The 24,111-nt window shown below is 53.2% G+C and carries 26 protein-coding genes; 1 reads left to right on the plus strand and 25 read right to left on the minus strand.

All coding sequences use genetic code 11. The features are described 5' to 3' along the window. Positions 1-80 precede the first annotated feature (80 nt). The 12 genes from AACQ81_RS11500 to AACQ81_RS11555 all read right to left on the minus strand — a co-directional run bounded on the left by AACQ81_RS11500 (position 81) and on the right by AACQ81_RS11555 (position 10,860). Positions 81-839 (minus strand): TIGR03747 family integrating conjugative element membrane protein, encoded by a 759-nt coding sequence (locus tag AACQ81_RS11500; RefSeq protein ID WP_237385431.1) that lies wholly within the window; start codon positions 837-839, stop codon positions 81-83. Further along, positions 836-2,911, minus strand: coding sequence for a type IV conjugative transfer system coupling protein TraD (traD, locus tag AACQ81_RS11505; RefSeq protein ID WP_237385432.1), 2,076 nt, complete (start codon positions 2,909-2,911; stop codon positions 836-838). Before traD ends, AACQ81_RS11500 begins: the two co-directional genes overlap by 4 nt. Next, positions 2,908-3,450: an integrating conjugative element protein gene (locus AACQ81_RS11510; RefSeq protein ID WP_237385433.1), complete on the minus strand. Its 543-nt coding sequence runs from the start codon at positions 3,448-3,450 to the stop codon at positions 2,908-2,910. The genes traD and AACQ81_RS11510 overlap by 4 nt, the downstream gene beginning before the upstream one ends. Then, the gene (locus tag AACQ81_RS11515) at positions 3,426-4,127 is read right to left on the minus strand and encodes a TIGR03759 family integrating conjugative element protein (protein WP_237385434.1); all 702 of its coding nucleotides are present in this window, start codon (positions 4,125-4,127) and stop codon (positions 3,426-3,428) included. Before AACQ81_RS11515 ends, AACQ81_RS11510 begins: the two co-directional genes overlap by 25 nt. Then, positions 4,124-4,657, minus strand: a complete 534-nt coding sequence (gene pilL2 / locus AACQ81_RS11520) for a PFGI-1 class ICE element type IV pilus protein PilL2 (RefSeq protein ID WP_237385435.1) — start codon at positions 4,655-4,657, stop codon at positions 4,124-4,126. Before pilL2 ends, AACQ81_RS11515 begins: the two co-directional genes overlap by 4 nt. Before the next feature lie 142 nt (positions 4,658-4,799). Beyond that, a complete protein-coding gene (locus AACQ81_RS11525; RefSeq protein ID WP_086954004.1) occupies positions 4,800-5,087 on the minus strand; it encodes a helix-turn-helix domain-containing protein in 288 nt (95 codons plus the stop codon). A gap of 342 nt (positions 5,088-5,429) precedes the next feature. After that, positions 5,430-6,344 (minus strand): Abi family protein, encoded by a 915-nt coding sequence (locus AACQ81_RS11530; RefSeq protein ID WP_237385436.1) that lies wholly within the window; start codon positions 6,342-6,344, stop codon positions 5,430-5,432. Between the two features lie 258 nt (positions 6,345-6,602). Beyond that, positions 6,603-7,115, minus strand: a complete 513-nt coding sequence (gene ssb / locus AACQ81_RS11535; RefSeq protein WP_237385437.1) for a single-stranded DNA-binding protein — start codon at positions 7,113-7,115, stop codon at positions 6,603-6,605. Between the two features lie 17 nt (positions 7,116-7,132). Beyond that, complete coding sequence (locus AACQ81_RS11540; protein WP_237385438.1) at positions 7,133-7,342, minus strand: hypothetical protein; 210 nt, start codon at positions 7,340-7,342, stop codon at positions 7,133-7,135. Positions 7,343-7,412: 70 nt separating this feature from the next. Further along, positions 7,413-7,877, minus strand: coding sequence for an STY4534 family ICE replication protein (locus tag AACQ81_RS11545; RefSeq protein ID WP_099137710.1), 465 nt, complete (start codon positions 7,875-7,877; stop codon positions 7,413-7,415). Between the two features lie 327 nt (positions 7,878-8,204). Beyond that, on the minus strand, positions 8,205-10,133 hold the full coding sequence (locus AACQ81_RS11550; RefSeq protein ID WP_237385439.1) for a DNA topoisomerase III: 1,929 nt from the start codon (positions 10,131-10,133) through the stop codon (positions 8,205-8,207). Position 10,134: 1 nt separating this feature from the next. Then, a complete protein-coding gene (locus AACQ81_RS11555) occupies positions 10,135-10,860 on the minus strand; it encodes a PFL_4669 family integrating conjugative element protein (RefSeq protein ID WP_237385440.1) in 726 nt (241 codons plus the stop codon). A 259-nt stretch (positions 10,861-11,119) separates the two neighbouring features. Between AACQ81_RS11555 and AACQ81_RS11560 the strand changes: the two genes are divergently transcribed. Continuing rightward, complete coding sequence (locus tag AACQ81_RS11560; RefSeq protein ID WP_237385441.1) at positions 11,120-11,761, plus strand: hypothetical protein; 642 nt, start codon at positions 11,120-11,122, stop codon at positions 11,759-11,761. A 193-nt stretch (positions 11,762-11,954) separates the two neighbouring features. Here the strand turns inward: AACQ81_RS11560 and AACQ81_RS11565 are convergent, their stop codons facing one another. The 13 genes from AACQ81_RS11565 to AACQ81_RS11625 all read right to left on the minus strand — a co-directional run bounded on the left by AACQ81_RS11565 (position 11,955) and on the right by AACQ81_RS11625 (position 23,780). Beyond that, positions 11,955-13,187 (minus strand): STY4528 family pathogenicity island replication protein, encoded by a 1,233-nt coding sequence (locus AACQ81_RS11565; RefSeq protein WP_237385442.1) that lies wholly within the window; start codon positions 13,185-13,187, stop codon positions 11,955-11,957. Between the two features lie 100 nt (positions 13,188-13,287). Further along, positions 13,288-13,569: a ParE family toxin-like protein gene (locus AACQ81_RS11570; protein WP_237385443.1), complete on the minus strand. Its 282-nt coding sequence runs from the start codon at positions 13,567-13,569 to the stop codon at positions 13,288-13,290. A gap of 1 nt (position 13,570) precedes the next feature. Next, complete coding sequence (locus AACQ81_RS11575; RefSeq protein WP_237385444.1) at positions 13,571-14,155, minus strand: DUF2857 domain-containing protein; 585 nt, start codon at positions 14,153-14,155, stop codon at positions 13,571-13,573. 59 nt (positions 14,156-14,214) lie between these two features. Beyond that, positions 14,215-15,804, minus strand: coding sequence for a ParB family protein (locus AACQ81_RS11580; protein ID WP_237385445.1), 1,590 nt, complete (start codon positions 15,802-15,804; stop codon positions 14,215-14,217). 3 nt (positions 15,805-15,807) lie between these two features. Continuing rightward, positions 15,808-17,184: an SPI-7-type island replicative DNA helicase gene (gene dnaB-PI, locus AACQ81_RS11585; protein WP_237385446.1), complete on the minus strand. Its 1,377-nt coding sequence runs from the start codon at positions 17,182-17,184 to the stop codon at positions 15,808-15,810. Beyond that, a complete protein-coding gene (locus tag AACQ81_RS11590; protein WP_237385447.1) occupies positions 17,168-17,557 on the minus strand; it encodes a hypothetical protein in 390 nt (129 codons plus the stop codon). Before AACQ81_RS11590 ends, dnaB-PI begins: the two co-directional genes overlap by 17 nt. Further along, the gene (locus AACQ81_RS11595; protein ID WP_237385448.1) at positions 17,554-18,441 is read right to left on the minus strand and encodes a ParA family protein; all 888 of its coding nucleotides are present in this window, start codon (positions 18,439-18,441) and stop codon (positions 17,554-17,556) included. Before AACQ81_RS11595 ends, AACQ81_RS11590 begins: the two co-directional genes overlap by 4 nt. Positions 18,442-18,929: 488 nt before the next feature. Further along, positions 18,930-19,937: a tyrosine-type recombinase/integrase gene (locus tag AACQ81_RS11600; protein ID WP_237385449.1), complete on the minus strand. Its 1,008-nt coding sequence runs from the start codon at positions 19,935-19,937 to the stop codon at positions 18,930-18,932. Positions 19,938-20,147: 210 nt separating this feature from the next. After that, the gene (locus tag AACQ81_RS11605; protein WP_237385450.1) at positions 20,148-21,041 is read right to left on the minus strand and encodes a TraI domain-containing protein; all 894 of its coding nucleotides are present in this window, start codon (positions 21,039-21,041) and stop codon (positions 20,148-20,150) included. 230 nt (positions 21,042-21,271) lie between these two features. Beyond that, positions 21,272-21,958, minus strand: a complete 687-nt coding sequence (locus tag AACQ81_RS11610) for an N-6 DNA methylase (RefSeq protein ID WP_237385451.1) — start codon at positions 21,956-21,958, stop codon at positions 21,272-21,274. Positions 21,959-22,072: 114 nt separating this feature from the next. Then, positions 22,073-22,996, minus strand: a complete 924-nt coding sequence (locus AACQ81_RS11615; RefSeq protein WP_237385452.1) for a DUF1281 domain-containing protein — start codon at positions 22,994-22,996, stop codon at positions 22,073-22,075. A 92-nt stretch (positions 22,997-23,088) separates the two neighbouring features. Continuing rightward, positions 23,089-23,385 (minus strand): TA system toxin CbtA family protein, encoded by a 297-nt coding sequence (locus AACQ81_RS11620; RefSeq protein ID WP_115825545.1) that lies wholly within the window; start codon positions 23,383-23,385, stop codon positions 23,089-23,091. Continuing rightward, the gene (locus AACQ81_RS11625) at positions 23,382-23,780 is read right to left on the minus strand and encodes a hypothetical protein (protein ID WP_339353443.1); all 399 of its coding nucleotides are present in this window, start codon (positions 23,778-23,780) and stop codon (positions 23,382-23,384) included. Before AACQ81_RS11625 ends, AACQ81_RS11620 begins: the two co-directional genes overlap by 4 nt. Between the last annotated feature and the right edge of the window lie 331 nt (positions 23,781-24,111).

Consider the following 24,111-nt stretch of genomic DNA (forward strand, 5'->3'; position numbering starts at 1 on the left):
GCTGACGCGCCGCCCAGCGGCTTGTCTGCTGGCACTGATGTACAAAACAAAAAACGTTTTGCTCATCAGTGCCCAGCGCCTTAGATATATTTTTTAAACATCGACGTGGTAATCACCACTGCCATCCCTGACAGTACCGCCGCCGGCAGCAATATCACCGTAGGATGCACCACATCCGGCCACGATAAATACAGGATACAGGGCACCGTGCAGGCCGGTTTTATTCCCCGTTTGGCATGGTGATAAACAAAACTGGATTCATACCCGGCTCCGTAACGTCGTAAGTCCCGCCGTCCCAGCCCGTCAACCAGTGCAACCACGACCACCATCACAAACAGAGGCACGGATAACAACAGAATGGTCAGCCGGATCAGCGTTACCATCGTGATAAACACCGTCGCCAGCCAATATTCCTGCAAATGCACCAACAGCCCCTGTAATACCGCATTGAATTCACGCAGAAAATCATTATTGCGCTGAAACGGATAGTGCGACTGTTCCTGAACCCAGCGCATAAACCCACTGTCCACAAACAGCCACTGATACGCCTGTGCCAGCCAGGCCGGCACGGTTTGGGCGGGGTCTGACAACAACAGACTGCGGGTAAATTCCGTCGATAAAAATTGCAGCTCCGTGTTCATCATCGTCTGGCTGTGAGTAGCCCCCTGCTCTGACCAGAAAAATGTCATGCCGAGGTATTCCAGTAACAGGCTGAACAGCCACGACATCACCCCAAAGCCGATAAGCTGCCACGGCCATTCCCATAACACACGGTACAACAGACCGGGCTTGCGGGGCGGCTGAGAAGGCTGGCGGGCGGGATTTTCTGACTGTGTCATGTGCGGTCACCCCCCTGCTCTGTCCACCAGTGTTCACTGGTGCGGTAGTGCCGGCGCATCTGGTCGGCAATGTGCTGCAAACTGGCCGGCATCAGGGCATCATCGTCATCACCGGTGGGCAACGGCATGCGGATTTTCCACAACTGCCCGCCTTCCAGCAGTGCGAACGCCTGCCCTTTCGGCAGGTTAATCATCTCCGCCGGCGTCACCAGCGGGGTTTTGACGGTGCCGACCCTGTCCTGGGTGGACGAGGTAAAATCCTGCCCCTGCTCCACATCGGCAATATCCGAATGCCCGGAGACCAGTGTCTTGCTGTAGATTTCTACTTCCGGTAACTGACTGGTGAGCAGCTCCGCCGTCCGGTTATCCCGCACCCGCAGCATAATCAGGGTATTGAAGTTACCCACCACCTGCGCGGTTTTGGCCGGGCTGCCGATACGGGCTTCGATATCAGACGAGGTCTGGGTGTACGCCGTGACCTGCATGCCCGCACCGCCGCCTTTGTTGATCAGCGGAATAAATTCATCGCCCATCAGTTCGTTGAATTCGTCGCAATGCAGGTTGATTGCCAGCTTACCGTCATGGCGAACCGGCAATCCGGCGTTCATGCCATATTTGTAAATCTGCCCCGCGACACTGACCAAATCAGCAAACATGCTGTTACCTACAGCCGAAGCCACATCACTGTCAGACAGCGCATCCAGCCCGATATAAACAATGCCGTTTTTGCGGATCACCTGCTCCCAGTCAAAGATGGGCCGCAGATCTGTCATATTGAGGTAATCCGGCGATAACAATTCCGCAATTTTGCCGGTGGTCAGTTTTTCCAGCAGCGGCAGCAGGGACGCCACAATTTTGTCAAAATAGGTCCGGTCATAACGCACGGCCGAACGCAGGCCATCCAGAATCGGGTCATAAAGTTGCTTACCGGCGTCAGAACTCAGGGTCATTTCCATCGCCCAGAGCCGGAGCGCATCGGGTTGCCCCTGCATATTGCGCGGAATGTCTTTTTCTTTCAGGGTGCTGAGGACATGATGGATTTGCGCCAGCAGCACCGGTTGCCGCTCTTCCATCACCCGGGTGGCATAGCGCTGATACAGTTCGCTGATATTATTGACATAGCGGGTGATCAGCTGGTAATCCGGCCGGTGCCCCAGCGCCACCAGAGCACGGGCGACAATATTGACAAACCGCCAGGCAAATTCACGGAACGCGGCGCTGTTGCCTTCCCCGCTAAGCTGCCCGGCCAGACGGGAAGCCACTTCGGATACCCGGCCAAACCGTCCGACCGCGTTATAACGGGCTGAAATCTCCGGCCAGCCCAGATGAAAGAGAGACAGTTCATTGCCGCGACCGGCCCGGTGCGCTTCGGCCCAGATACGCCTTAACAGGTCAGCATCCCCTTTAGGATCAAAAACAATCACCACCTCGCCGCGCCGGATATCCTGTGTTATCAGCAGTTCAGCCAGCCGGGTTTTGCCCACCCGGGTCGTGCCCATCACCAGCGTATGCCCGACCCGCTCGCGCAGGTCCATAAACACGTCCGCCTCCTGGGGCTCAATGCCGTGGAGGGCCGGATTGCCGCCCACCGGAGGCAATGGGCGAACCGGATTGAAGGGGGAGTCTTGACGTAACAACCCAGAGAAGGCCGGCCAGCGGTATTCGGTTGTTCGCTCCAGTGTACGGGCAAGCTGATAAACCCGAGACGGCTGTACGAATCGTTCCACCTCCGGTCGCCGTGTATCCTGCAAACGCTGGGTATGCTTCTGCTGCCAGCGAAAGCCCCGACCCAGAAACAACTGCCGGTGACTGACGGGAATATGCTTTGTGCTCATCTGATAACGCGGCAGGCGGCGCAGGTTCCGGCGATAGCGGATAACCTGCATGCCCTGCCAGGTGCGCAGTATCGCCAGGACGGCAAACCCGCCGCCCATGATATAGCTGACGGCGGGTACCAGTGCAATGGCCCAGGGCGCCCGGAGACAGACAAACGCCGCCACGGCGGAAACCAGCGCCGTATTCAGCTCGACGGCCGGACGCAGCAGGGCTTCCACCACATAACGGCGGCTCATGGTAACAACTGCTGAGCAAGTCGGGTTTCAGTGATCAACACCGGATAGTGTTGCAGCTGCAACCGGCGGGCCAGTTCGGTGCCGGCAGCCGGTGACAGCCGTAAATCTGGTACTAATGCGCGCAGTGCCTGTAAGCCCGCCCGGTCCCTGACATTCACCACCAGACCCACGGCATGTAGTTTTGTCAATGTGCCGGCATTCTGGCTTAACCACTGGCGTGAAGCCGGGTCATCCCCAATCAGAAACAGAGCGCCAATCCCCGGTAGTTGCAGAGGTCTGCTGTCAACTTTGCCCGGTGTCAGTGCCGGTGTTTTAACGGGTAACATGGCAGCTTCACCGACCCCGTCGGGTGAGAAATACGGTGCCACGGGCAAAGGCGCTTTGCCTTGCTGCGCATTAATGCTCTCATAAAAGGGCGAGGCATCTTTGCCGCCTAAATCGGCAATCACATTCAGTCCGGCATGGCCGGCACTTATCCATAACAGGCCGATAACAGGGAGTACGCTCAGCCGTTTCATTGTAATGCGGTGATATGCCATCCCTGCTCCCCCTGTCGCAACAAGACCGGCATCAGCCCCCTGCCAAATCGGAACCAGTACCCCGCATCATGATTCAGGGTGATTTGCCGGTGGCGTACCCGTTCAACGGGGATCTGATGTTTTTTGGCCCACTGGCGCAACCTGTCATCCTTGCCCTGACTGTCCACCAGATAGATATCAACGGGTTGTGTAGCAGCCAAGACCTCGGTCAGACGGGTGTCACACGCCGGGCAATCATCCGCTTTCACAAACAGAGCCAGTCGCCCGTTTATTTCCTGCGATTTTGCCATATCAACGGGCAGGACATCAGGAAACAGTCGTTGCCAGGCGGTATTCACCTCACGCTGGAAACGCAGTTCTTTTTCAGTACGGGCAAATTCGGCTCTCACCCACTGCTCGGCATAACGGCGGCGTTCTGCCTCTGTTTCCGCTTCAATTCCTAATGCGGTCAGCGGATCGAGTCCCGGCGACTGAATTCCCCTTGGCCCTGCCATCAGGTGCCGATAGCGCTGGTATTCTTCTTCCTTCAGTCCCCATTGTCCGGCTGGTGTTTTCAACGTTTGATTTTGACTTTCCACAACCTGCGTCTGCTGCGCGGTTAAGGGTGCCGGAGTGTCTGCCCATGCCGGGCTGCTGAGCGCTATCCATGTCACCAGACCGATTTGATGCCGTCTCATGGCTGCTTTCCTTGTCGGGGTTGTGGGGGCTGATACCCCGGTCGCAGATGGTGACACACCACACGCTGGACTTCATCCACCTCCAGTTGCCAGGCCGGACCGGCCATAAACTGCAACGCCGTGCGCAGCCGCACGGGGCCTGACTGCGTGTGTACCGACGGCAGCGGCTGACGATATAAAATATCATGGTTTTTTTCAGGTGCACATAACCGGTAACCCGACTGGCGCAGCACGTCGCGCAGGGCATCGCCCACCGTGAGCTGCTGAGATGCCGGAATATGCACCTCAATCAGCTGAGAAAGCGGATCACGCTGGGCGGTTGTCGGGTCGGTACTGACCAGGATATAACGACCAGCGCGGACGACTTCGGGGGCTTGCCCATATATATCCGGTGACACAGACGGGCTGTTTTGTCTCTGAGTCACGGAAGGCGGGGAGGCGTTTGCGGGTTGGGGTGGCGGTTGTTTTACACATCCCGTGCAGCCGGTCAGTATGACCGCTGTCAGGCTGATTAACACACGATTTTTCATTCCGATCAGGCTCCTGCTCAGTCATCAATAGCACCGACTATGCAGGGAACCCGATACTGTATTCAATGAACAACTCAACTGTGTCTGCTGGAAATTAATCTGCCGGAGCCGGCATTATCACATTATGATTTATATCAGTGTGTTATTCCGCCACTGGCCGGCTTTCATCAGCCGGCTGACGGATTTTGCGCTCAATAAAATTACCGTAATCATCAAAATAGCGGCTGGGCCAGATTTCAGCAGGCTCCATTCCTAAACGGGCAGCGATGATCTGTTCCCCTTTGGGCCATGGGCGGGATAAGGTATTTGCCAGGGTGGAAGAACTTAATCCCGATTCGCGGGATAAAGCGGCGAGTGTCGTACCACGTTTGCGTAATGCACAAATAATTTCGGCTGGGTGCCAGTCTTTCTGAGTGTGGATCATCGTCATACCTGCTTCCCTTTCTGTAGATTATTGGTGGTAGTTCAGACAGGGTTAGCAATACCGGAAACACTCGACCGGCGAGACGTGAGTCTCCCCTGCCTGAACCACCATTGAAAGGGTGATAGCAGACACACTGGTAGAAATATCCTACCAGTGGAGTGTTTCTCAGGGTTGCTAATCCCTGACTATCGGATTTTGCCGATAGCATTTCTACTTTAACGAATTGCGTTATTTAATTCAATAATCGAACATGTAAGTTTAACACGTAAAATCGCTTATCTGAGTGACCGGCATTCCGTTTAACCCTGAATGTTGTCTGAAAGGTTCTTTTTCACAATAACCTGTATTTTATTGCCAGAGTGCTGTGCAATCCCAGTTATTAATAAATCCCATTGCTTCCCAGTTGACACAACCCGGTTTTTCTTTCATTAATGCCATTAACTGTGTTTTTAAACCATTATGATAAGACACCTGAGCGGAAAGGTATTTCAGAATAGCCAACCGACTGTAAAGCGTTGTTGGATTAATAATATGTTGTTCTAATTCACGCCCTTTTTTCGGCGGGAATGCCCGGAAGGATCGATTCCAGATTCGATTATGATGCGCACAAAGATTGCGAATATGGCTTAATGTATGAAACCACGACGCCATGACTTCATAACTTTTCACATTAAATTTATGGGCAATTGCTTTCTGATCCACATGCAGTAACGATTTATATATTTTTGACCATGAACCAAAGCTCAGTGTTTCGGTGATCATCCAGGAAGGCGGGTATTTCGGCGTGTGGTATTTCTGTTTATAATGTTCAATAAACGTTTCTTTGGCCTCATTAATCTGACCAAAAAAGTTTTCATAGTGGTAGTCATTACTCAGCACAGATAAGTTCATAAACCAGTGAGCACCATATTTTCCGCACATATGTTCAGACAAACAGGTTCGTAATGCGATTTCCACTTTTTGTATTTGTTCGAGGATAATCAGGCGTAATTTTCGGTCAAACTCATAAAGCTGAAGAATATCTTCTAACGTTGTCCCTGCAACAAAATGTTTCGGCTCAGTCGGTTGTGGGATGCGCTGTGCATCCATTATATAAAAAGGATAAAAATAACCGCGTAATCGATAATAACCGATGAATGTCAGTGCATGCTCCGCAGCCTTGTTCTCTTTTATGATTAAGCCACGTTCCCGAAGTTTATTAATCAGAAAAGAAATATCTTCCGGACGCTTTTGATAAATCTTCTTTTGCGTTGTCGTTGTCATAAATGTCACAGAAAGCAAAATTCAGGTAAAAAAAAACCTGCCAATTTGCGCATTCCCTGATTAAGGGACTCAGCGTGGCAGGTGTACTTGCGATTAATTATACTTATCTGAGTCAACGTCTTTTAGCAAAAAGTGCTATTTATATTGAATAACACTTTTATATCATAAAGATAGATAACACTTTCGCGTTACACGTTAAAACAGTATCCAACCCTGTTTCCATTTAACAGGGCAATACGTTAATGATGAAAACACCACTCAGAACGGAATTTCCGAATCCCAGTCGGTTTCATCCTCTTCCGGTAACATTGATTCCTGTACCGGTGGCGGGTTTTTTCTTTCCTGATTAGCACCCTGAGACGGAGACTGCTTCTGTGCCGGTTTATGTCCGGTCTGCTGAGGTGTTGCGTTCTTTGCCTCCCCACGACTGCCCAGCATCTGCATCGATCCATTCACATTCACCACCACTTCCGTTGAGTAGCGATCCTGCCTCTGGCTATCCTGCCATTTGCGGGTTTTCAGCTGACCTTCAATATAAACCTGTGCGCCTTGCTGCAAATATTCCGCCGCAATATCGGCTAATTTGCCGAAGATAACGACCCGGTGCCATTCGGTTTTCTCCCGGAGTTCACCGGTCTGTTTATCCCGCCAGTTGTCGGAGGTCGCCAGTGACAGCGTGACCACGCTCCCGCCGGCGGGCAGGTAACGAATTTCCGGATCCTGCCCCAGATACCCCACTAAAATCACTTTGTTAATCCCGCGTGAAGACATACCTGTTTCCTTATCGGTTAAACTGACTGACGTTGTGTCCATTGTCCCTGTTTCAGGGCAAATTCGGCCTGCTCACGGCAGGCAAAATACTCGACTGACTCACGGGAGCAGGGCATCCCCTCATCCAGCGTGCCGATATAAAACCCCGCACGGCTTTGCAACACGGTTAACGGTAACTGTTTATGGCAATATTGCAGAGCCAGAACCCCAATCGGTGCAACATGCATGACGATATCCTTTTATTTTTGGTCATGAATAACGAACAGCCCTGAACATTCAGGGCTGTTCAGCGGAATATCAGAACGAGTTCTCGGCATATTCTTTCTGCGTAATACCGTTCTGAGGCGGCATCGAGTCAGATTGTTCGGCCTGATACACTTTCTCCTGACCGATTTTGATCCAGTCCACTTTGATCAGACGGGCTTTCAGGCTGACACGCTGTTCGCCGGCATGATCACCGCGTTTCAGGGTAAAGATATCGGTGGACGGATTGCTTAAGGTAAAACCCAGCAACACTTTTTTATCCTCATCAACGGACTTCTGGCAACGACCGATCAGACTGGTCGCTTCCTTGCCGACTACGGTGATATCAAAACGCACATAAACCGGGTTATCACTCGGCCCGTTCAGCGCATTGATCACACAGCTCAGGAACGTCCCGCTGGCGGTGCTGACATGGCGGATATTATTCAGGTAGCCGAGTCCTTTAATATTCAGGTTGAAATAGTCATTTTTGGTTAAGGCGGTGGTGTTCTCAGACATACGATGTTCTCCATGGAAATAAAAATAAGCGATGACGGAGAAAATCCGGTTCCCTGACGGGAATGCGTTTTCCCGTCGGGCATCAGACGACGTTTGACGTCCTGATAAAGAATAAAAAACCTTCACTGCCACTGAACTGACAATATCTGCTTTCAAAGGGGGGCAGATGTACCGCAATGCCTGCGCTCCCTTTCAGGCTACGGGAGTTTTCGGTGAATAACGGCATGATTGTTAAAGCATCTGCCCGTGCGTTCAATCCCTAATCCTATTTTCAGCCGGGTGAATTTTCCCGCCGGGTTTTACGCGAACCGGTCACTGCGCTGGCATTCAGCATCCCTTGCAGGCCGGATAACGGGTGCAGCCCCAGAACGGCGTGGTTTTCCCGGTCCGTTTTTGCATCGGGCCGCCACAGCGCGGGCACGCCGGGGTTTTCGGCAGGGTAAACCGGATTGACTGTGTTTTCCCCTTCTCCACCAAGTGGGTCAGCCACTGTGCCTGTTTCTGCATAAAACCCGCCAGTGTGGCCCGCCCCTGTGCAATGTCGTCCAGTGACTGTTCCCAGAGTGCGGTCATGCCCGGATGCGTCAGCACATCCGGCAGCCCGGCAATCAGCTCCTGCGCCAGCTGCGTTGCATGCAGATTTTTCTTTTTTCGCATCAGTAACTGACGTTTAAACAGACCTTCAATGATGCCCGCCCGGGTCGCTTCCGTGCCCAGTCCGCTACTTGCCCGCAGCACTTTTTTAAGCTGCGGGTCGTGAATAAATGCCGCCGCATTTTTCATGGCCGCAATCAGCGTCCCTTCGGTAAAGGGGGCCGGGGGCCGCGTCTGACAGGACTGAACTTCTGCCCGGGTTACCGGACAGCGTTCCCCTTTTTTCAGTGCCGGCAGGGCCGTATTGTCATGCTCCTGCTTTTCACCGGTAAACAGCGACTGCCAGCCCGTGACCACACTGACCCGCCCTGTCGCCTGAAAGACCTGCCCGCCCAGTGTCAATGTCACCTCAGTCACATCCGTTTCCTGTACCGGCAGAAACTGCGCCAGATAATACTGGCGGATCAACTGATAAACCCTCAGTTCATCCGCCGTCAGTTTTGTGATATCAAAGGGATGGCGGGTCGGAATAATGGCATGATGTGCGGTGATTTGACTGTCATTCCAGACACGGGAAAACGTGCTGGCATCCAGCGGGCTGATAACAGGGTTCATTGCCGGATCGGTGCGGGTCAGTGCCGTGAACACGGCCGGAATATCCTCCCGCATTGAAACCGGCAGATAACCGCAATCCGTGCGCGGATAAGTGGTCGCTTTATGGGTTTCATACAACGACTGGGCAATCGTCAGCACCTGACCGGCACCCATACCCCACTGACGGGAAGCCGCCTGCTGGAGTGTCCCCAAATCAAAACAGAGCGGCGGCGGGGTTTTCTCCCGCTTCTGCGTGAGTTCAGTCACCACAGCATCTTGTGCCTGCTGACAGCGCTGAACCACACTATGAGCGATATCTTCCTGAATACAGCGTTTTTCTTCATCACAGTTATCGGGTGCCGGCAGCCATTTAGCCCGAAAGCCAATATTGTCTTTTTGCAATGTAGCCACCACCTGCCAGTAGGGCCGGGGTTCAAACCGGGCGATGTCGTTATCACGGTTTACCACCAGTGCCAGTGTCGGCGTCTGTACCCGCCCGATGGACAACACCTCACCGAATCCCTGCGCCTGCGCCTTCAGGGTATACAGGCGGGTCAGATTGATCCCCATCAGCCAGTCCGCGCGTGCCCGTCCCAGTCCGGCCTGCCAGAGTGACTCGGTGTGCTCCCCCGGTAACAGCGTTGCCAGTGCCTGCCGGATACTGGTTTCATCCAGTGCGGACAGCCACAGCCGCCTGACAGGCCCGGTGAAACGGCAGAATTCCAGCAGTTCCCGGGCAATTACTTCCCCTTCCCGGTCAGCATCGGTGGCAATAATCACTTCGTCGGCCTGTTTCAGTAGCTGCTTAATCACCGCAAACTGGTCAGCGGTCTCTTTTTTCACCGCCCATTGCCATTGCTTCGGCAATACCGGCAGCGGCTCTATCCGCCACGGCGGACCGAACTGTTCACCATAATGTTCGGGTGCCGCCATCTCCAGCAAATGCCCGATAGCCCACGTCACGGTCACCCCCTGCCCCAGCAGGCATCCCTGTCCGCGCTGTTTCGCCCCCAGTACCCGGGCGATATCGCGGGCCTGAGAGGGTTTTTCACATAAATACAGTGGCATATCACGCCCTCCCGGTATCCTGAGTCACCGTGCGCCGGAACGGTGAGAAATCAGAGCGTAACCGGCCTGACAGAATATCGGGGGCCGGTTCACCCAGCCATTTAATGGCCTCAAGGCCGGCCGGCGTTTTTTCCTCAATATCCGCACGGGTTACCTTCAGGGGGCGGTAAGAACGCACCAGACCATAAATCTGGCGGATAATCCGGCTGCCGTTATGCAGCAACGCATCCCGCTCTGAACGGGAAATAAAACCGTAATGAAAGGCCTGAAAGGTTTTCATCGCCAGCTGGTCGAAACCCACCAACAGCCAGACACAGCGGTAACCCAGCGGGGAGTGACTGTAGACCCCGATATTCAGCGGTTCAACAGAGGAAACCGCGGATAACGTCACCTGTGCCGGCAGGGCGTTCAGTGTTTCCTGCAAGGTGGCAATACTCTGCTGAAGGCTGGCCGAGGCCGCCGCCAGAGCCTGTTCCAGTTTCATCAGCCAGCTGTCGGCATACGGGTTGTCAGCCGCCGCATCCTCACTGATGGTGCCCGCCCGTTTAATGACCTGCGGCATACCGATAATGTCCGGGTATTGACGGCGGCCGGTGACGTCTTCTTTTTTACGCCCTGCCCAGAGGCGGATGGCGTAGTGGGTGTGAAGTTCAATCGTTAATGAAGAGGTTAATACCCCGGCGCGTAAATGTGACTGGGATGATGATTTATCTTCTGCATCAGACATGTACAACGACTCCTGTTTGGCCTTGATAAGTCAGTCAAACTATCAGGGCAGAGGAGACAAGGACTCAATAGATAACCAGTTATGAAAAAAGAGAAAAATGATGGGTTTTATTCACTGTCAAAAAAGGTGTCTTTTTAGCCAGTATTGGCACTGCCAACATTGTATGATAATGATCCATTCTGGATTCATGTCTAAAGGATAATACTACCTGGCTTAATTATCTGTTGAGTTTCATCCTGAATTTACAAGGAGAAGACAAATGCCATTTAAGCCTCCTTTCACCCAAAAAATTTCACCTGGTGATTTAATATATGGTTTACAACTTCAAAGGACGATATATGCTAGAACATTACAGATTGAGATAAGATTAGATCAGTACAATGTACGAGCATCAACAGTTGATCAATATGTAGTTCCACGGGAGGTTGATATAATAAACACGGGACAACGCCAATTTTATAATATGACTCTGCCCCAAAACCTCCCTTATTTTCAAAATTTTCTTTCCCACCTATCAGAACACCCCAAATACCGTACTGCATTAACATATCCCAATGAACATCCATCCCGCATATCAGGCAGAAAATGTAAGGGTTCATTATCATGGATAACCACAGGGAATAATAATCTGACCGAAGATATGCATATTCATTTCATACTTGATGGTATAAACATGGAATATGTCGTGAAGAAAAGGGAATACCCAGGAGCTGAATCAAATGTAACAGCAAGTGAATTAAGGTGGATCTTCAGAAATAAGGAGCACCCTCAAGTCAAAAGAAAGATACAGTTTTGGAAAAATCTGGCGCCTACTATTCCCCCCTGGGAGGAAAGTGGGGCAGTGTTATGGAGAGAATACATTCCACGTAATCTCCCTGTTGGCTTCGTAGGATTACCTTGAAGATATGCAATGCTGATAACGCTCTGATGTAAACAGATAACATTCACATTTTTATTCCCTTCAAAGCCAGTTTTTTACCCAACCTGTTGAACCTGTTAATATTGTATGTTTTTTACACTTTGTTGGACCCTCCAACACAGTATGATTTTTAAGCTGTGTTGGACCCTCCAACACAGTGCATTTTTCATACACACTACTTCTGGTAGTATTTCGCCAGATTCATCTGCTGTCGGATCTCGCTCACCACGTTGCGGACATGTGCCGGTGAAGCGGGTTGCACCGGACGTGAAACCGGCTGTTCAGGCTCAGTCGGTCGTCTTGCGGGGGCTGCCACCGTGGCGGGAACACCGGTCTGCCCCGGCTGCACAAATAATTTCCCTTCCCGTGCCCGTTTCATGACGGTCAGCAGCCAGCCCACCGGATTGCCGATGCTGCCTGTCCGCAGGGCGTTATCCAGACTGCGCAGTACCGTTTGCGCCTGTTCAGCAGGCAGCGCCTGTAACTGACTGGTCAGCATGGTCACATCGTCCGACTCCAGTTGCCGGCACAGCTCTTCAGGAAGCAAAAGAGCAGATTGCGGTTCTACGTATGTTTTTTTATTCACACTCTGTGTGAAAGAACGTACATAACAGTTCGGTTTAGTGGTTTGACTATAAGCCGTTGATTTAAGACTGAGTTCGGTTTCCGAATTCGGTGTCTCTGAGGGGGCCTGCTGACTGAGTCCGGCAGCCGAACCCGGTACCGGCTGACGGCGTCCGGTCTGAATGTCAGCATCGGATGACGCTGTTTTCAGGGTCTGACGCATCACCGCCTGCTGCGGCGTCTGTGCGGCCCCCAGCCTTGCTTCCAGCAAACGGATATGACTGTGGCGATGGCGCATCTGCGGGTCAGCTTTGATTTCCGTCAGGACATCCCGGGCGGTCTGGCTGAGGGTTCTGTTTTTACTGCGACAGGCTTCAGAAACCGTCTCCAGCCAGCCGGGATCGAAGGTTTCCGCATCGCGGCAGGTCAGCGGTTCATCGTGCTGAGCATAGATATTGCCCCTGACCCGCCCGTTGTCATCACGGATCCGTTTGCACAGACTCAGCCAGCCGGTTATTCGCAGCATCAGTAACACCCGGCTGACGGTTTCACGGGACGCTTTTCCTTTATAGGGTGACGCCAGCAACACCTGCAATTCATCGTAACTGGGAAAAACCGCGCCCTCATTTTGCTGCGCATAAAGGCGTATCATCATCCAGCCGGTTTTATCCAGCGGGGACAAACGATTATCCAGCAACAAACACCGGGGATAGGCATCCTGAATGTTGCCCATAAACAGCAGACCACTGCGCAGTTGTGAAACATCGTCGTCTGCCCGCGCGGCCAGCCGGTTTTTCATTTTATCAATCGTATGGGCAATTAAACTGTCTGCGGGCAGGGCCATGGTTTTGCTTATCTCCGGGGTTAATACGTCAAAAAATATTCTCAGGGCTGCACCCGGCCGTCACTTCGCGACCGGATGCAGAATGACAACACTTCAGATGTCAGGTTTTACGGATTTCATTGTTGTAGCGCTCGTGGTGCATCAGTTCCCAATGCTGACCGGCATCACGGCTTAACAACCGCCATGACAGGCTGATATTGATTTTCAGGTAACCGGTGCCCTTTTCTTTCAGCCGGATGTAATTCCGCTCGCCCCGCCGGAATCGCCGCACCTGATGGCAGGCTTTCTGGCAGTACAGCACCGGCACCCGCGGCGGGACATACAGCCCCAGCCCTGGGATGAGTTCCCTTAATCGTCCTGACATCGCCATTTTCTGCACCATCTTATGCTCCCTCACGAACGGCGGGGCCCGTGTCCGCTGACCCGGCGGGATACCATTCCCGTACCGCGTTCCAGACGGACGTTAATGACACGTCATTACGCTCTGCTACATCCATCATCATATCCAGTCCCTCAGCACTGTCAGCCTGTGCAATCTCCGCGCCCTGCCAGCATTGCCATAACTCGCGGTTTTCGGCTTCGCTCAGCACCAGCCCCCGTCCGGCACGCACCGCAATACCGGCAATCCGCCGGCGCGCTGCGATTTCCAGACTGGATAACCCGAAGAAATACCGCATCATTTCAATCGAACCGCCCAGCATCAGCGCCCGGTCAATGCGCTGCATCCGCTGCTGTTCAATCCGGGCCTGTTGCAGGATACGGGCCAGGTTGCTGTGGTGGATATGCACCGTCAGCACCGATACCGGGCTGTTGCCTAAATAGTGCAAATCCTCAATAGTCAGGCTCTGCAACATCTGCATTTCCGTCGGGGTCATCCCCAGTGATTCACACCGGCGGATATAGCCGTTCTTTAAATCCATCACCATCTGCATCAGCAGGTTATTGGTGGCTTGCGATAAATGATTCATACACTTCCTCCCACTATCAGGCCCGTCAGAACGACAGGAATATATTCGGAAAACGCGCATCATGGCCCCTCAGGACTGTCAGGTGACATCCTGCGCTGAAGCTCGCGCAGGCGGCGGATAAGGCGTATCAGACGCAAAAACTTCACCGTCTGGCTGTCATCCAGTAAGGGAAAACCGTCCGGCAAAGTGCTCCCCAGTAACAGGTCGGTCAGTGTCAGGGGGGCAGCTGTCAGTGGCATTTCACCGCTCAGGGACAAAAGCAGCAGGGCAAAAGGCTGAGCAGACAGCGGTTCAGCCAGCCGGTATCCCACCGACTGGACATCCGATGCCGGCATCACCGCATTTTCACATTGCTGGGTTTCTGCCAGTTCAAAGGCGAGGCGAAATACCATGTTTTGCAGGTGATCGATATCATCCTGCATCGGGGAAATGTCCCAGACCGAACTGACCGGCTCCAGACCAGTGTGAGCAAAAGACAGATTGTCGGCTTCAGGGCGAGCCGGTTCAGGCCGGTCAGCCGGTTGATAAGGCGGAATCACCGGCGTGTTCCGGCAGGACGGGACGGGGGTGTTATCGACCGGCGCGGGCGTTGTCTCCGATGCCGACACCGCCTCCGTAACAGGCTGAACCCTTATTTGCGGATGCGATCCCCTGTCTGGCGACTGAATCCGATCCGTTTCAGGTATATCCGTTCTTTTCGTTTCCGCATCTTCCGGCACGGGCACACCATCAACCGCCGTGGACTGTTCGCCAAAAAGTTGCCGGCGGTTACTTTCCTTCGGATCGAGTTCCAGTATCCAGCGGTCATAATTCAGCTGCGGGTGCGGCAGTGCCTGTAATAAATCGCCAATCAGTTCATCCCGGAACATGTCCGGTGACCAGGTTTCCGGCGCGTCAAATTTGCGACAGCAGGCACCAAAAATCGCGCCAAAGGAACAGGCAGGCTCTGATGTTGCACTGACAACATGTTGCAGCCAGACAGCCTCCGCATCCTGCCGCAAAGCCAGCAACGTCCGGACAGGTGCAACCCCCAGCCCCGATCCCAGCAGGTTGGGGATCCACGGATACAGGTATTCCACGGTATCTTCCATCCGGCTGATATGACTGGCACTCACCGGAAATCCCGCCTGACTCAGCAGGGTGGCCAGCTCCCGCATGGGGATTTTTCGCTGTTGCTGTTCTTCATAAATACTTCGGGCTTTATGAACCCCCAGTGCCTTTTCAATAAAGCTGAGTTCCCCGCGCAGTTCATTTTCTGCCAGATGCCCGATGACACACTGCAACCGGCCCGGCCATGGTTTAAACAGGCAGTGAATGCGGTAGAAACGCGCATCGCCGGTTTCCTGCCACAGTTCAGATAAAACCTGATAGCGGGTGTTGCCGCCATCGCTGAAAATATAGACATCCTCACCCTGCGGATCCCGGGTCACTTTCGGCACCGTATCCAGCCCGCGCGCCTGAATGGAGGCTTTGATATCGTCGTAACGCGGATTCCGCCCGGTACGGGGGTTATCCGGATTGGGGCGCAGTTGATCCAGCGTCAGGACCATCGGCATTTCGGCCATTGGCGGGTTGTCATTGAGAGTGGCGACGGCCTGTCGGCCTTGTTGTAACAGGGCACTGCCCAGACTGAGATTTTGCCGTGTCATCATTTAATTCCCGCCACCAGAGTGGCCTGCTGATAAGTCTGAAAAGCGCGTATATTGCCCGTCAAAACGCACCCGTACCGTGCCGGTCGGTCCCTGTCGCTGCTTGCCGATAATGATTTCGGCTATCCCTGCATCCGGAGACTCCGGGTGATAGATTTCATCACGGTAAAGGTGCAATATCAGGTCGGCATCCTGCTCCAGCGAGCCGGAGTCCCGTAAATCGCCGTTATTGGGGCGTTTATCAGAACGGTTTTCAAGCTGCCGGTTAAGCTGGGACAGTGCCAGCACCGGGCAGCCCAGCTCTTTGCCCAGCGCTTTCAGGCTGCGGGAAATATCGGCAATCTCCTGTGTCCGGTTTTCCTGTCCGGGCGCACTCATCAGCTGAAGATAATCCACCATAATCAGGGCGGGCTGACCGTATTTGCGGGTATAGCGGCGGGCACGGGCCCGCAGTAATGCGGGTGTCTGGTGACTGCAATCATCAATAATCAGCCGTTGATCCCAGCGGGAGAACTGCGCCAGGCTCTGGCTGATGCGGCTCCACTGTTCATCATCCAGTATCCCGTTGCGCAGGGCGCTCAGAGACACCCCGCCTTCCATGGCGGTAAGCCGCAACATCAGCTGGGCCGTTGACATTTCCAGACTGAAAATCTGCACCACGGCCTCCTCCCGTTGCCGCAGGGCACCAAGGCAACAGGCCAGTCCCAGTGCGGTTTTTCCCATGGAAGGGCGGGCGGCCAGCAGGATCAGGTCCCCCGCCTGCAAGCCACAGGTTTTCTCATCGAGAAGCTGAAATCCGGTGGCCGTCCCGGTAATGCCGTTACTGCCCTGTATGCGCTCCAGATGGGTGATGAGACTTTCCGCCCCCTGCAACAGGGTCATTTCCTGCTGCTGCCGGGTCGTGCCTTTTTCCGCCAGCGTAAACAGCCGGCTTTCCGCCTGCGCAATCAGCGTATCTGACTGGCTGTTCGGCTGAAGGACATCCGCACTGAGGGCGTGCCCCAGTGCCATTAACTGACGTAACCGGCTTTTTTCCGCCACAATACGGGCGTATTCCTCAATATTGGCCGCGCTCGGGGTGTTCTTACTCACTTCTGCCACATAGGCAAACCCGCCGGCCCGGTCGATGTGCCCGCGCTGGGTCAGTATGTCGGTCAGGGTGATCAGGTCGAACGGGCAGTTTTGTTCACTCAGTTCCGCGATGGCCTGAAACAGGATCCGGTGGGCCGGAAAGTAAAAATCATCAGCCACCAGTAACAGCACCACGCTGTCCCAGCGATCATTTTCCAGTATCAGACCGCCCAGTACCCCTACTTCGGCATACGCGTAGCAGGGCACTTCGTCACTGATGATCTTTAAATGATCATGCGCCATGTCCATCGGCAACCTCCTGACTGACCGCATTCAGGGCCGCGATTAAACGCTGTTGCAGATGCGGCGAAGAGACCCAGAACAGCACCTCTTCACGGGTCAGATACTGCGGCTGGTCATTTTCCCAGCCACATTCCAGCAACGCCAAATCCGGCGATGCATCAGGGCACATCGCCTGCCGGCGCAGTTCCGCTTCATTGCGGGGATAAAAGTGCTCGACCTCATCCGCAGACACGCCGAGCACTGCCGGTAACAGGATCTGAAGTTTCGCCTGCGCCGTTTCCCGATCCGGCGCATCGACAAACACAAACCACTCATCATCACTGAACAGTAATTCAACACGTTCATAACGAAAGCAGACCGCCCGCCAGATAACATTCATTGTGCGTCTCCTGTCGGTTGTTCGACCAATACGGCATCGAACTTCTCCGCCCATAAGGGCACCAGCTCACAGGCGAGGGCGTGCAGGGTGTGCGCCGCCGCCGGGCTTTTACGGGCCGTTTTATATTCAAGACGATGCACAGGTTGGGCACGGACATGCCCCAGTTTGTAGATATCCAGCAGATCTATCCGGGTGTCCAGTAACCGGTAAACCTGCCGGCCACCCAGTGCGGCGGCATCATAGCGTCGGTTATCGATAATATCGGTCAGTTCACTCAGTGTATCCCGGTCAAGATTGGTGCCTTCGATCCCGTTGACCAGTATCTGAATGGCCGGCAGCCGGACACCGTAGTGTTCAAAAGGCCGGAGCCGGGTCAGCATCCGCAGGGTGCCGCGCAGGAACTCGCGGACGTCGGGTAAAATGGGCTTGATCACCCCCAGTACATCCTGCGTGGCCGCCAGCACAACCAGCTCGCTCATGACGCCGGTCGCTCCTTTGGAATCAATGAAAATAATATCGTACTGACTGAAGAGGGGATGTTGCAGAATATTACGCAGACGTAAACGCCCGTCGGGGGCATGCAGCATCGCGGTCGGCAGGAGCTCATCGGGATCGTTAGAGATCAGGATATCCAGATTGTTGATGACCGAACGGGAAATGATCTGCTCTGACTGGTTCAGATCCACCGTCTGCATCAGCAATTCGTACAGCCCGGCGGGGGCTTCGTAGTGCAGGGGAAAAATACTGCTGGCCGTGGGTTGCGAATAATCCGCATCAATCAGGAGAACGCGAAAACCGGCATCGGCAAAAAAGCCGGCCAGATTAGCCGCGTGGGTTGATTTGCCTTCGCCCCCTTTGGGGGAAATTATGGGAAGAATTATCATCTTGTACACTCAATAAATTCAATTAGTTAAGTGTACAAATTGTCAAATTAGCAGGGCTTTACATTTTATTAACTTACGAGGGGATTGAAAATCCCCGTGTCCTTGGTTCGATTCCGAGTCCGGGCACCAATTTTAAAACTCATTTGTTGAAGTGATATCAAGAACTTAACACGTGAGTCAGAAATAAGTGCTGTTAAGCAAATGTTAATGAATATAATATATTACTTTGCGTAAGTTAATAAACTAAAAACAGCCACTCTATACGAAGTCAGGTGAACACAGTTTGTGCTCACCTTTTTGCGTTGAAAGTAATGATTTCAGTAATTGATTCTGATGTCAAGTCAGGTGATGGTCAGAATTGCTCTTTGAGCACACTTCCCGGTTTCTTCGTTTTGTGTCTCCCCCTCCAAACCATCCCATAATCCAGTGACACAATCAGGGCAATCCCGCTGATATCTTGCCCTGTTTTTTTACATCACGTTAACAGATTACACAGCAAGATCCAGATAAAACGCCAGTTCATTCGCCAGGGTTTTACCCGCGATGTCCATATCGATATCAATATACTCCATCGTGGTCGCCACACTGCGGTGTCCCAGCAAACACCTGACCAGCTGCAAATTGCGGTCAGGGGCTTTCATCAGCTCTGTCGCCAGCGTATGACGGAAGCGGTGGGGGGAGACAGCAAAACCACATTCTTTAGACAGGCGGTTAAAGAAAGAACGGAGATGTTGCTTTTCTCTGTCATGATGATACTGGTGACTGACATGGCGTCCGTGATGACAAAAACGCAGGCGGGTTAAATCAAACAGCGGATCATCCTCTTTCGCGCCACAGGCTTTTGCCTGTTCAACCAACTGCGCCAGCCGGGGTTTCAGCTGCGGGATCATCGGCACCCGCCACTCACTGTGGTTTTTACTGCCTTCCACACGCAACTCAATGTAACTGTTGTCCAGATTAATATCCCGTAACCGCAGATGCAACAGCTGGTTCAGGCGCATGCCCGTCAGCCGGAAGGTATCCAGTACGGTCAGCCAGTACCCCGTCGGGTATAAGGCACAGCGTCCTCCCCGCGGGGCGGTCTGTAAACGTTCTTCCTCTTCATACTGCTGCATCCGCAGGTAAATCCCGGTTATCTGCGCCTTACTCAGGGTTTTCTTTTGTTTCTTCTCTTTTTTGACTGCCGCGTCATTAAACGGATTTTTGGGGTGTGACAACAGTTTTCTTTCCATCCCGAAATTAAAAATGGCCCGCAGGTGCGCCACCTTATTGTTCCACGTATAGCCGGACTGATTTTTTTCCATCAGCAGATGACGCCGCCAGCGCAGGACATCCCGGTGAGTCACGCTCTCTGGCAACCCCGTTTCCCCCAGATACCGGATAAAGACCCGCACCACCTTGCGATAACTCCATTCGGTGGCCGGCCGTAACATCCGTGAAAAAAAATACTCGTCCAGTAACGCATCCCAGCCCATTTTTTCCTCATTATTTAACATATTGTTGTTTCCTTAGTGTGTAATATTGTGTCCCGGTACAGAAATGTCCCGTTAATAAACTGAAATATTAATTAACACGTTGAATTATTTCATTTTTCATATAATGACCTTTTGTACATTGCAGAAACAAGGCCTTCCGGCGCTGATGCGGTGCGTTCGGACAATTTCGAATCGTTATCGTTACCATTTGTATTATTTCTCATCAGAATTTCATTCCTCTGCCTGAAACAATGACAGTAATCTCCGGGTATCCTCGGTGGTGTCGGGCGCAGGGGCTGTTCCCGGTGTGACAGGCGGAATAACCGGATCGGGTTCTGATGATGACAGCCTGGTATCGGTAGCCGGTTTAGCAGATTCAACGGGATTCAGCAGCGGTGACTGCACCTGCTCAGCGGCAGACTGAAGCAGTGAGTCCGTCAACGGGACAGAAGACGGATGTCCGCCAAGATGCAACATCAGGCACTGCCACGCACCGGGCACTAAAGACAACCAGGTCACCGCTTCCTCCGGTAACAAACGGGCAGCCAGCAACGTTTTATAAAGGATTGGCAACTCAGGCCGCGGTGCCTGAAACCGGAAGCGGAAACGACGTTCAGGTATCCACAATCCCGGCTGCCAGTGATGCCCGTCTTCCAGTTCCCCTTCCAGTTGCCGCAACAGCGGCAGGTGGTAAAACAGCGCGACCCAGAATACTACCGCCTGCCACAGCAGACTTTGTGCGGCCTGTGTTTCCGGCGCCACCCCCGGAGGCAACATATGCCCTTTTGCCAGCCGTACGGCACAGGCAGTAAATTGCAGGGTCAGATCGATAAATCCGCCGCGATAAGACCAGACGCCCTCTTGTGTCGCGGGAACATGCTGCACACGGGCGCATAATTGCCGGAGCGGATCCAGATAGAATTGCTGATACAACCCAGCGGGCAGCGCACTGTTTTCCCACAGTTGCCGGAGATACTGGCCACGCTCTGAAGTTGCCAGCAGCACCTCTGCAGACTGTGGACGAAAATAACCTCCGGCACCGCGTACTCTTTCAGGCGCTAGCCCGGGCGCTTTTTGTGACGGGGAAAGGTCACGGGTAAAACGGGATTTAAAACGCTGAAGCATGGTTTTCCTCTTTTCGGTTCAGATTTGGCTCAGTGTCGGTGAATCCCGGCCGGAAACAAGGAACAACTCTTTTTGCGGAAATGAAAATTAAACTGACCCGGTTCATCCCCTGACTGACTTACCGATTCAGATTAATTATCACTATAACCATTTGTATTAACTCAACTTAAAAATAAAAAAAACGCCCCGAAAGGCGCAATAGTCATAATATTTTCGTTGAAAAAATGCGTTCAGGCGGCGATAAGCTCCGCCGCCCGCAAACGCTGAGACCAGTTGCCCAGATAATGCGCGGGCGTGTAACGGGTTCGCTTGTCACCGCCATCATGCAGGGCATTGCCGATGGTGACGGCGGCCGGAATACCGGTCAGCGAGAACTGGATATAGGCCATCACCGCCGCCAGCGGGTCAATGTCAACCGCGTGAACCCACAGGCTGCACAACGGATCATGCCCCTGCTCTCTTAGCTCTTCAGCGGCAGCCAGAGTCATACAGCCTGCACCGCAGGCCGGTTCGTAGAATGTGACAAACGGTTTCTGCTGCAATTGTAATGACACATCCTGCAACTGCATCTGTGCCATCATTCTGGCCACACTCCAGGGAGTAAAAAACTGGTTAAGGGCTTTATCCCCCAGTTCCAGCCGCATAAACACACTGCCGAGAAAATCACCGGGTTCCTGCACCAGTCCGAGCACCACATGGGAAAACAACTGTACGATCCGGTCAACATCGGCCCGTTCGTACTTGTTAATGGTTTTCAGATAATACTGCTCCAGCTCCTCACTGAAACAGTGCTTATTGTGGATCGCCGCCATGGCACAGTTGCAAAAATCCCGGAAGACCTGATAACGGGTCTGATAACGGGCCGTTTGTTTAAACAGTGAAATAAACTCTTTCTGATAATCGGTTCGGGATGCCATTGCGTGTTTTCCTTGCTGAACAAAAAGCGAAAAAAGGAAAACACGCCCCGAAAAGGGAATAGTTTCCCCTTTCGGTTGATGTAAAAATAAATGGATACTGCGTTAAACGAAGGGCTATTGCCCGACCGCGATAGCCGGCAGGGCCAGTGCCGTTTCCGCCTGCTCACCGGTGACCAGATAGAGTGCCGGCCGGTTTTCCCGTCCTGACTGCCCGTGACCGCTGTCCACGTGCTCACCCTGGTCATAGCAATCGTAGCCTTTGAGCTGGCCTGATGCGTCGCTGTACCAGTGGCGGATTTCACAGTCAAACATCGCGGACAGCTCGCCCATCAACTCGGCCGAAGGCGGTGCCCAGGGAGAATCAAAACGCACGGTTAAACTGCTGACATTCCGGCGTTCCCAGCGGACATGGTGACCAAACGGCCATTCCAGCCCGTATTGTTCCTCATAAAACTGCGCCGTCGTGGGAATGCCTTTCAGTAAGCCACTGTTGCCGTTGATTTCGGTAGCCAGATTCGTTGCCATCATCATCAGCATATCGCAGGGCTGGGCCGCTTGCGGATATGCATTCAGTTTATCCCAGCAGGCGCCGATATCCGGCGTGTCAGACCAGCCCACCATACCAAACCAGTCGGTATACTGGCGGGTCAGCAGACGGGCGATAATGTCACGCGCCGCTTCCGGCACCTTGTCCCAGTGCATCAGGCTGAGACCGGACTGACGGTACAGGTTATCAATGCGTTTGATATTGTCATTATTCAGCGGCACATTATTCTGCAACAGCAGCAGCCACTGCTCAAACGCCAGATGCTGCGCCGTCGGGGCGGCCGTGCCACGCACCAGCGCCGGGTACGGGGTGTAGGTTTGTGGTTTGGTGGGTTTCAGTATCCCCGCACAGCCTGCCAGAAACAGGCGCAGACTTTGTAACACCGCCTGACGGTAACGGGGGACTTCTTCCCCGCAGACCCACTGTTGCATCACATCGAGACAGACGGATTTGCCGGTGATTTCCAGTTGATTGGTGCACCATTCTGCCATGGTTAAGTTCCTCACTTGAATGATAAGAATAAACAGGAGGAACGGCCCACCCAGGGCACAGTTCCCCCGATGGGTAGATTGAACAAAAAGTATTACTGTCCGGTCTGCCTGAATAGCCTGTCAGCCAGACCGCTGTCAAAAATAACCGTCAGCTCATCGTGGATATCCAGATAAGGCGTACTGCGTGGGATAACCTGCGTGTTCAGCCGGGTTAAGTCGTATTTATCCACCAGTTCGTTAATGGCTTCTGAAGGCCGGACACCGCGGGCTATCAGTGCTGCCACCGTATCGGTTTCACACAGGGCCGTATCGGTCAGGCTCAGGCCAAAATGCCGTTTCAGCAAGGCAGCCGCAATCACCTGCCAGACGGTTAAACGTAACGTGGTCATAACGTCCCCTCAGAAAAGACACTGACAGAGACGCCATACCGGAGAATATCCCGCACTTCATAGCACTGCTGATAACAGGAGGACACCCCATGCAGTGACAATAAATGCACCTTGTGCCACAACGCACGCGCCGCCGGAGTATTCTGCCAGCTCTGCTCAAGCATCGCTGCCTGACATAACCGCTGCTGTTGCTGTTCCAGTGACAGGCGTTCTGACGTCAGTGTGACCGGCTGCGCCCAGATAATCTCTTCACCAAACCGGCCACCGAGCACTTTTCTGTCCTGTGCATCAAAAATCATGACGGTCAGCGGAAAAAAAGTCCCCGAAACCTGAACAGATAACCTCGCCGGCACCGGCCAGTCCCCCAGAAGATGGATCACCTTCAGCCGCTGCACCACTTCCGTGACGGTGGCGGCTTCGCACATCATCAGGGTTTCCGGCTGCAATGACTATGGTGCTTTCGGGTATTGCCTCAGGCCGGTGACCTGAGCGGTAAACAGCTCTTCACGTAATGCGGTATCGGTTTCATCCAGTACCGGTAAAAAAATGGGATTCATGGTGTTGTTCCTTGATTTTATGTCAATGAAAGAAAACACCCGCCCGATACCGGGAAGGTGTTTTGGCTTCCCCGGTCAGGCGCTTAAGAAAAGCGTTAACAGCCTCATGGGCTGATAACGTTAATGATGATTATTGTTGTTAGGGATAAGTGACGGACTGATAACGTCC

Source organism: Xenorhabdus sp. Sc-CR9 (assembly GCF_963897815.1).
GTDB lineage: Bacteria > Pseudomonadota > Gammaproteobacteria > Enterobacterales > Enterobacteriaceae > Xenorhabdus.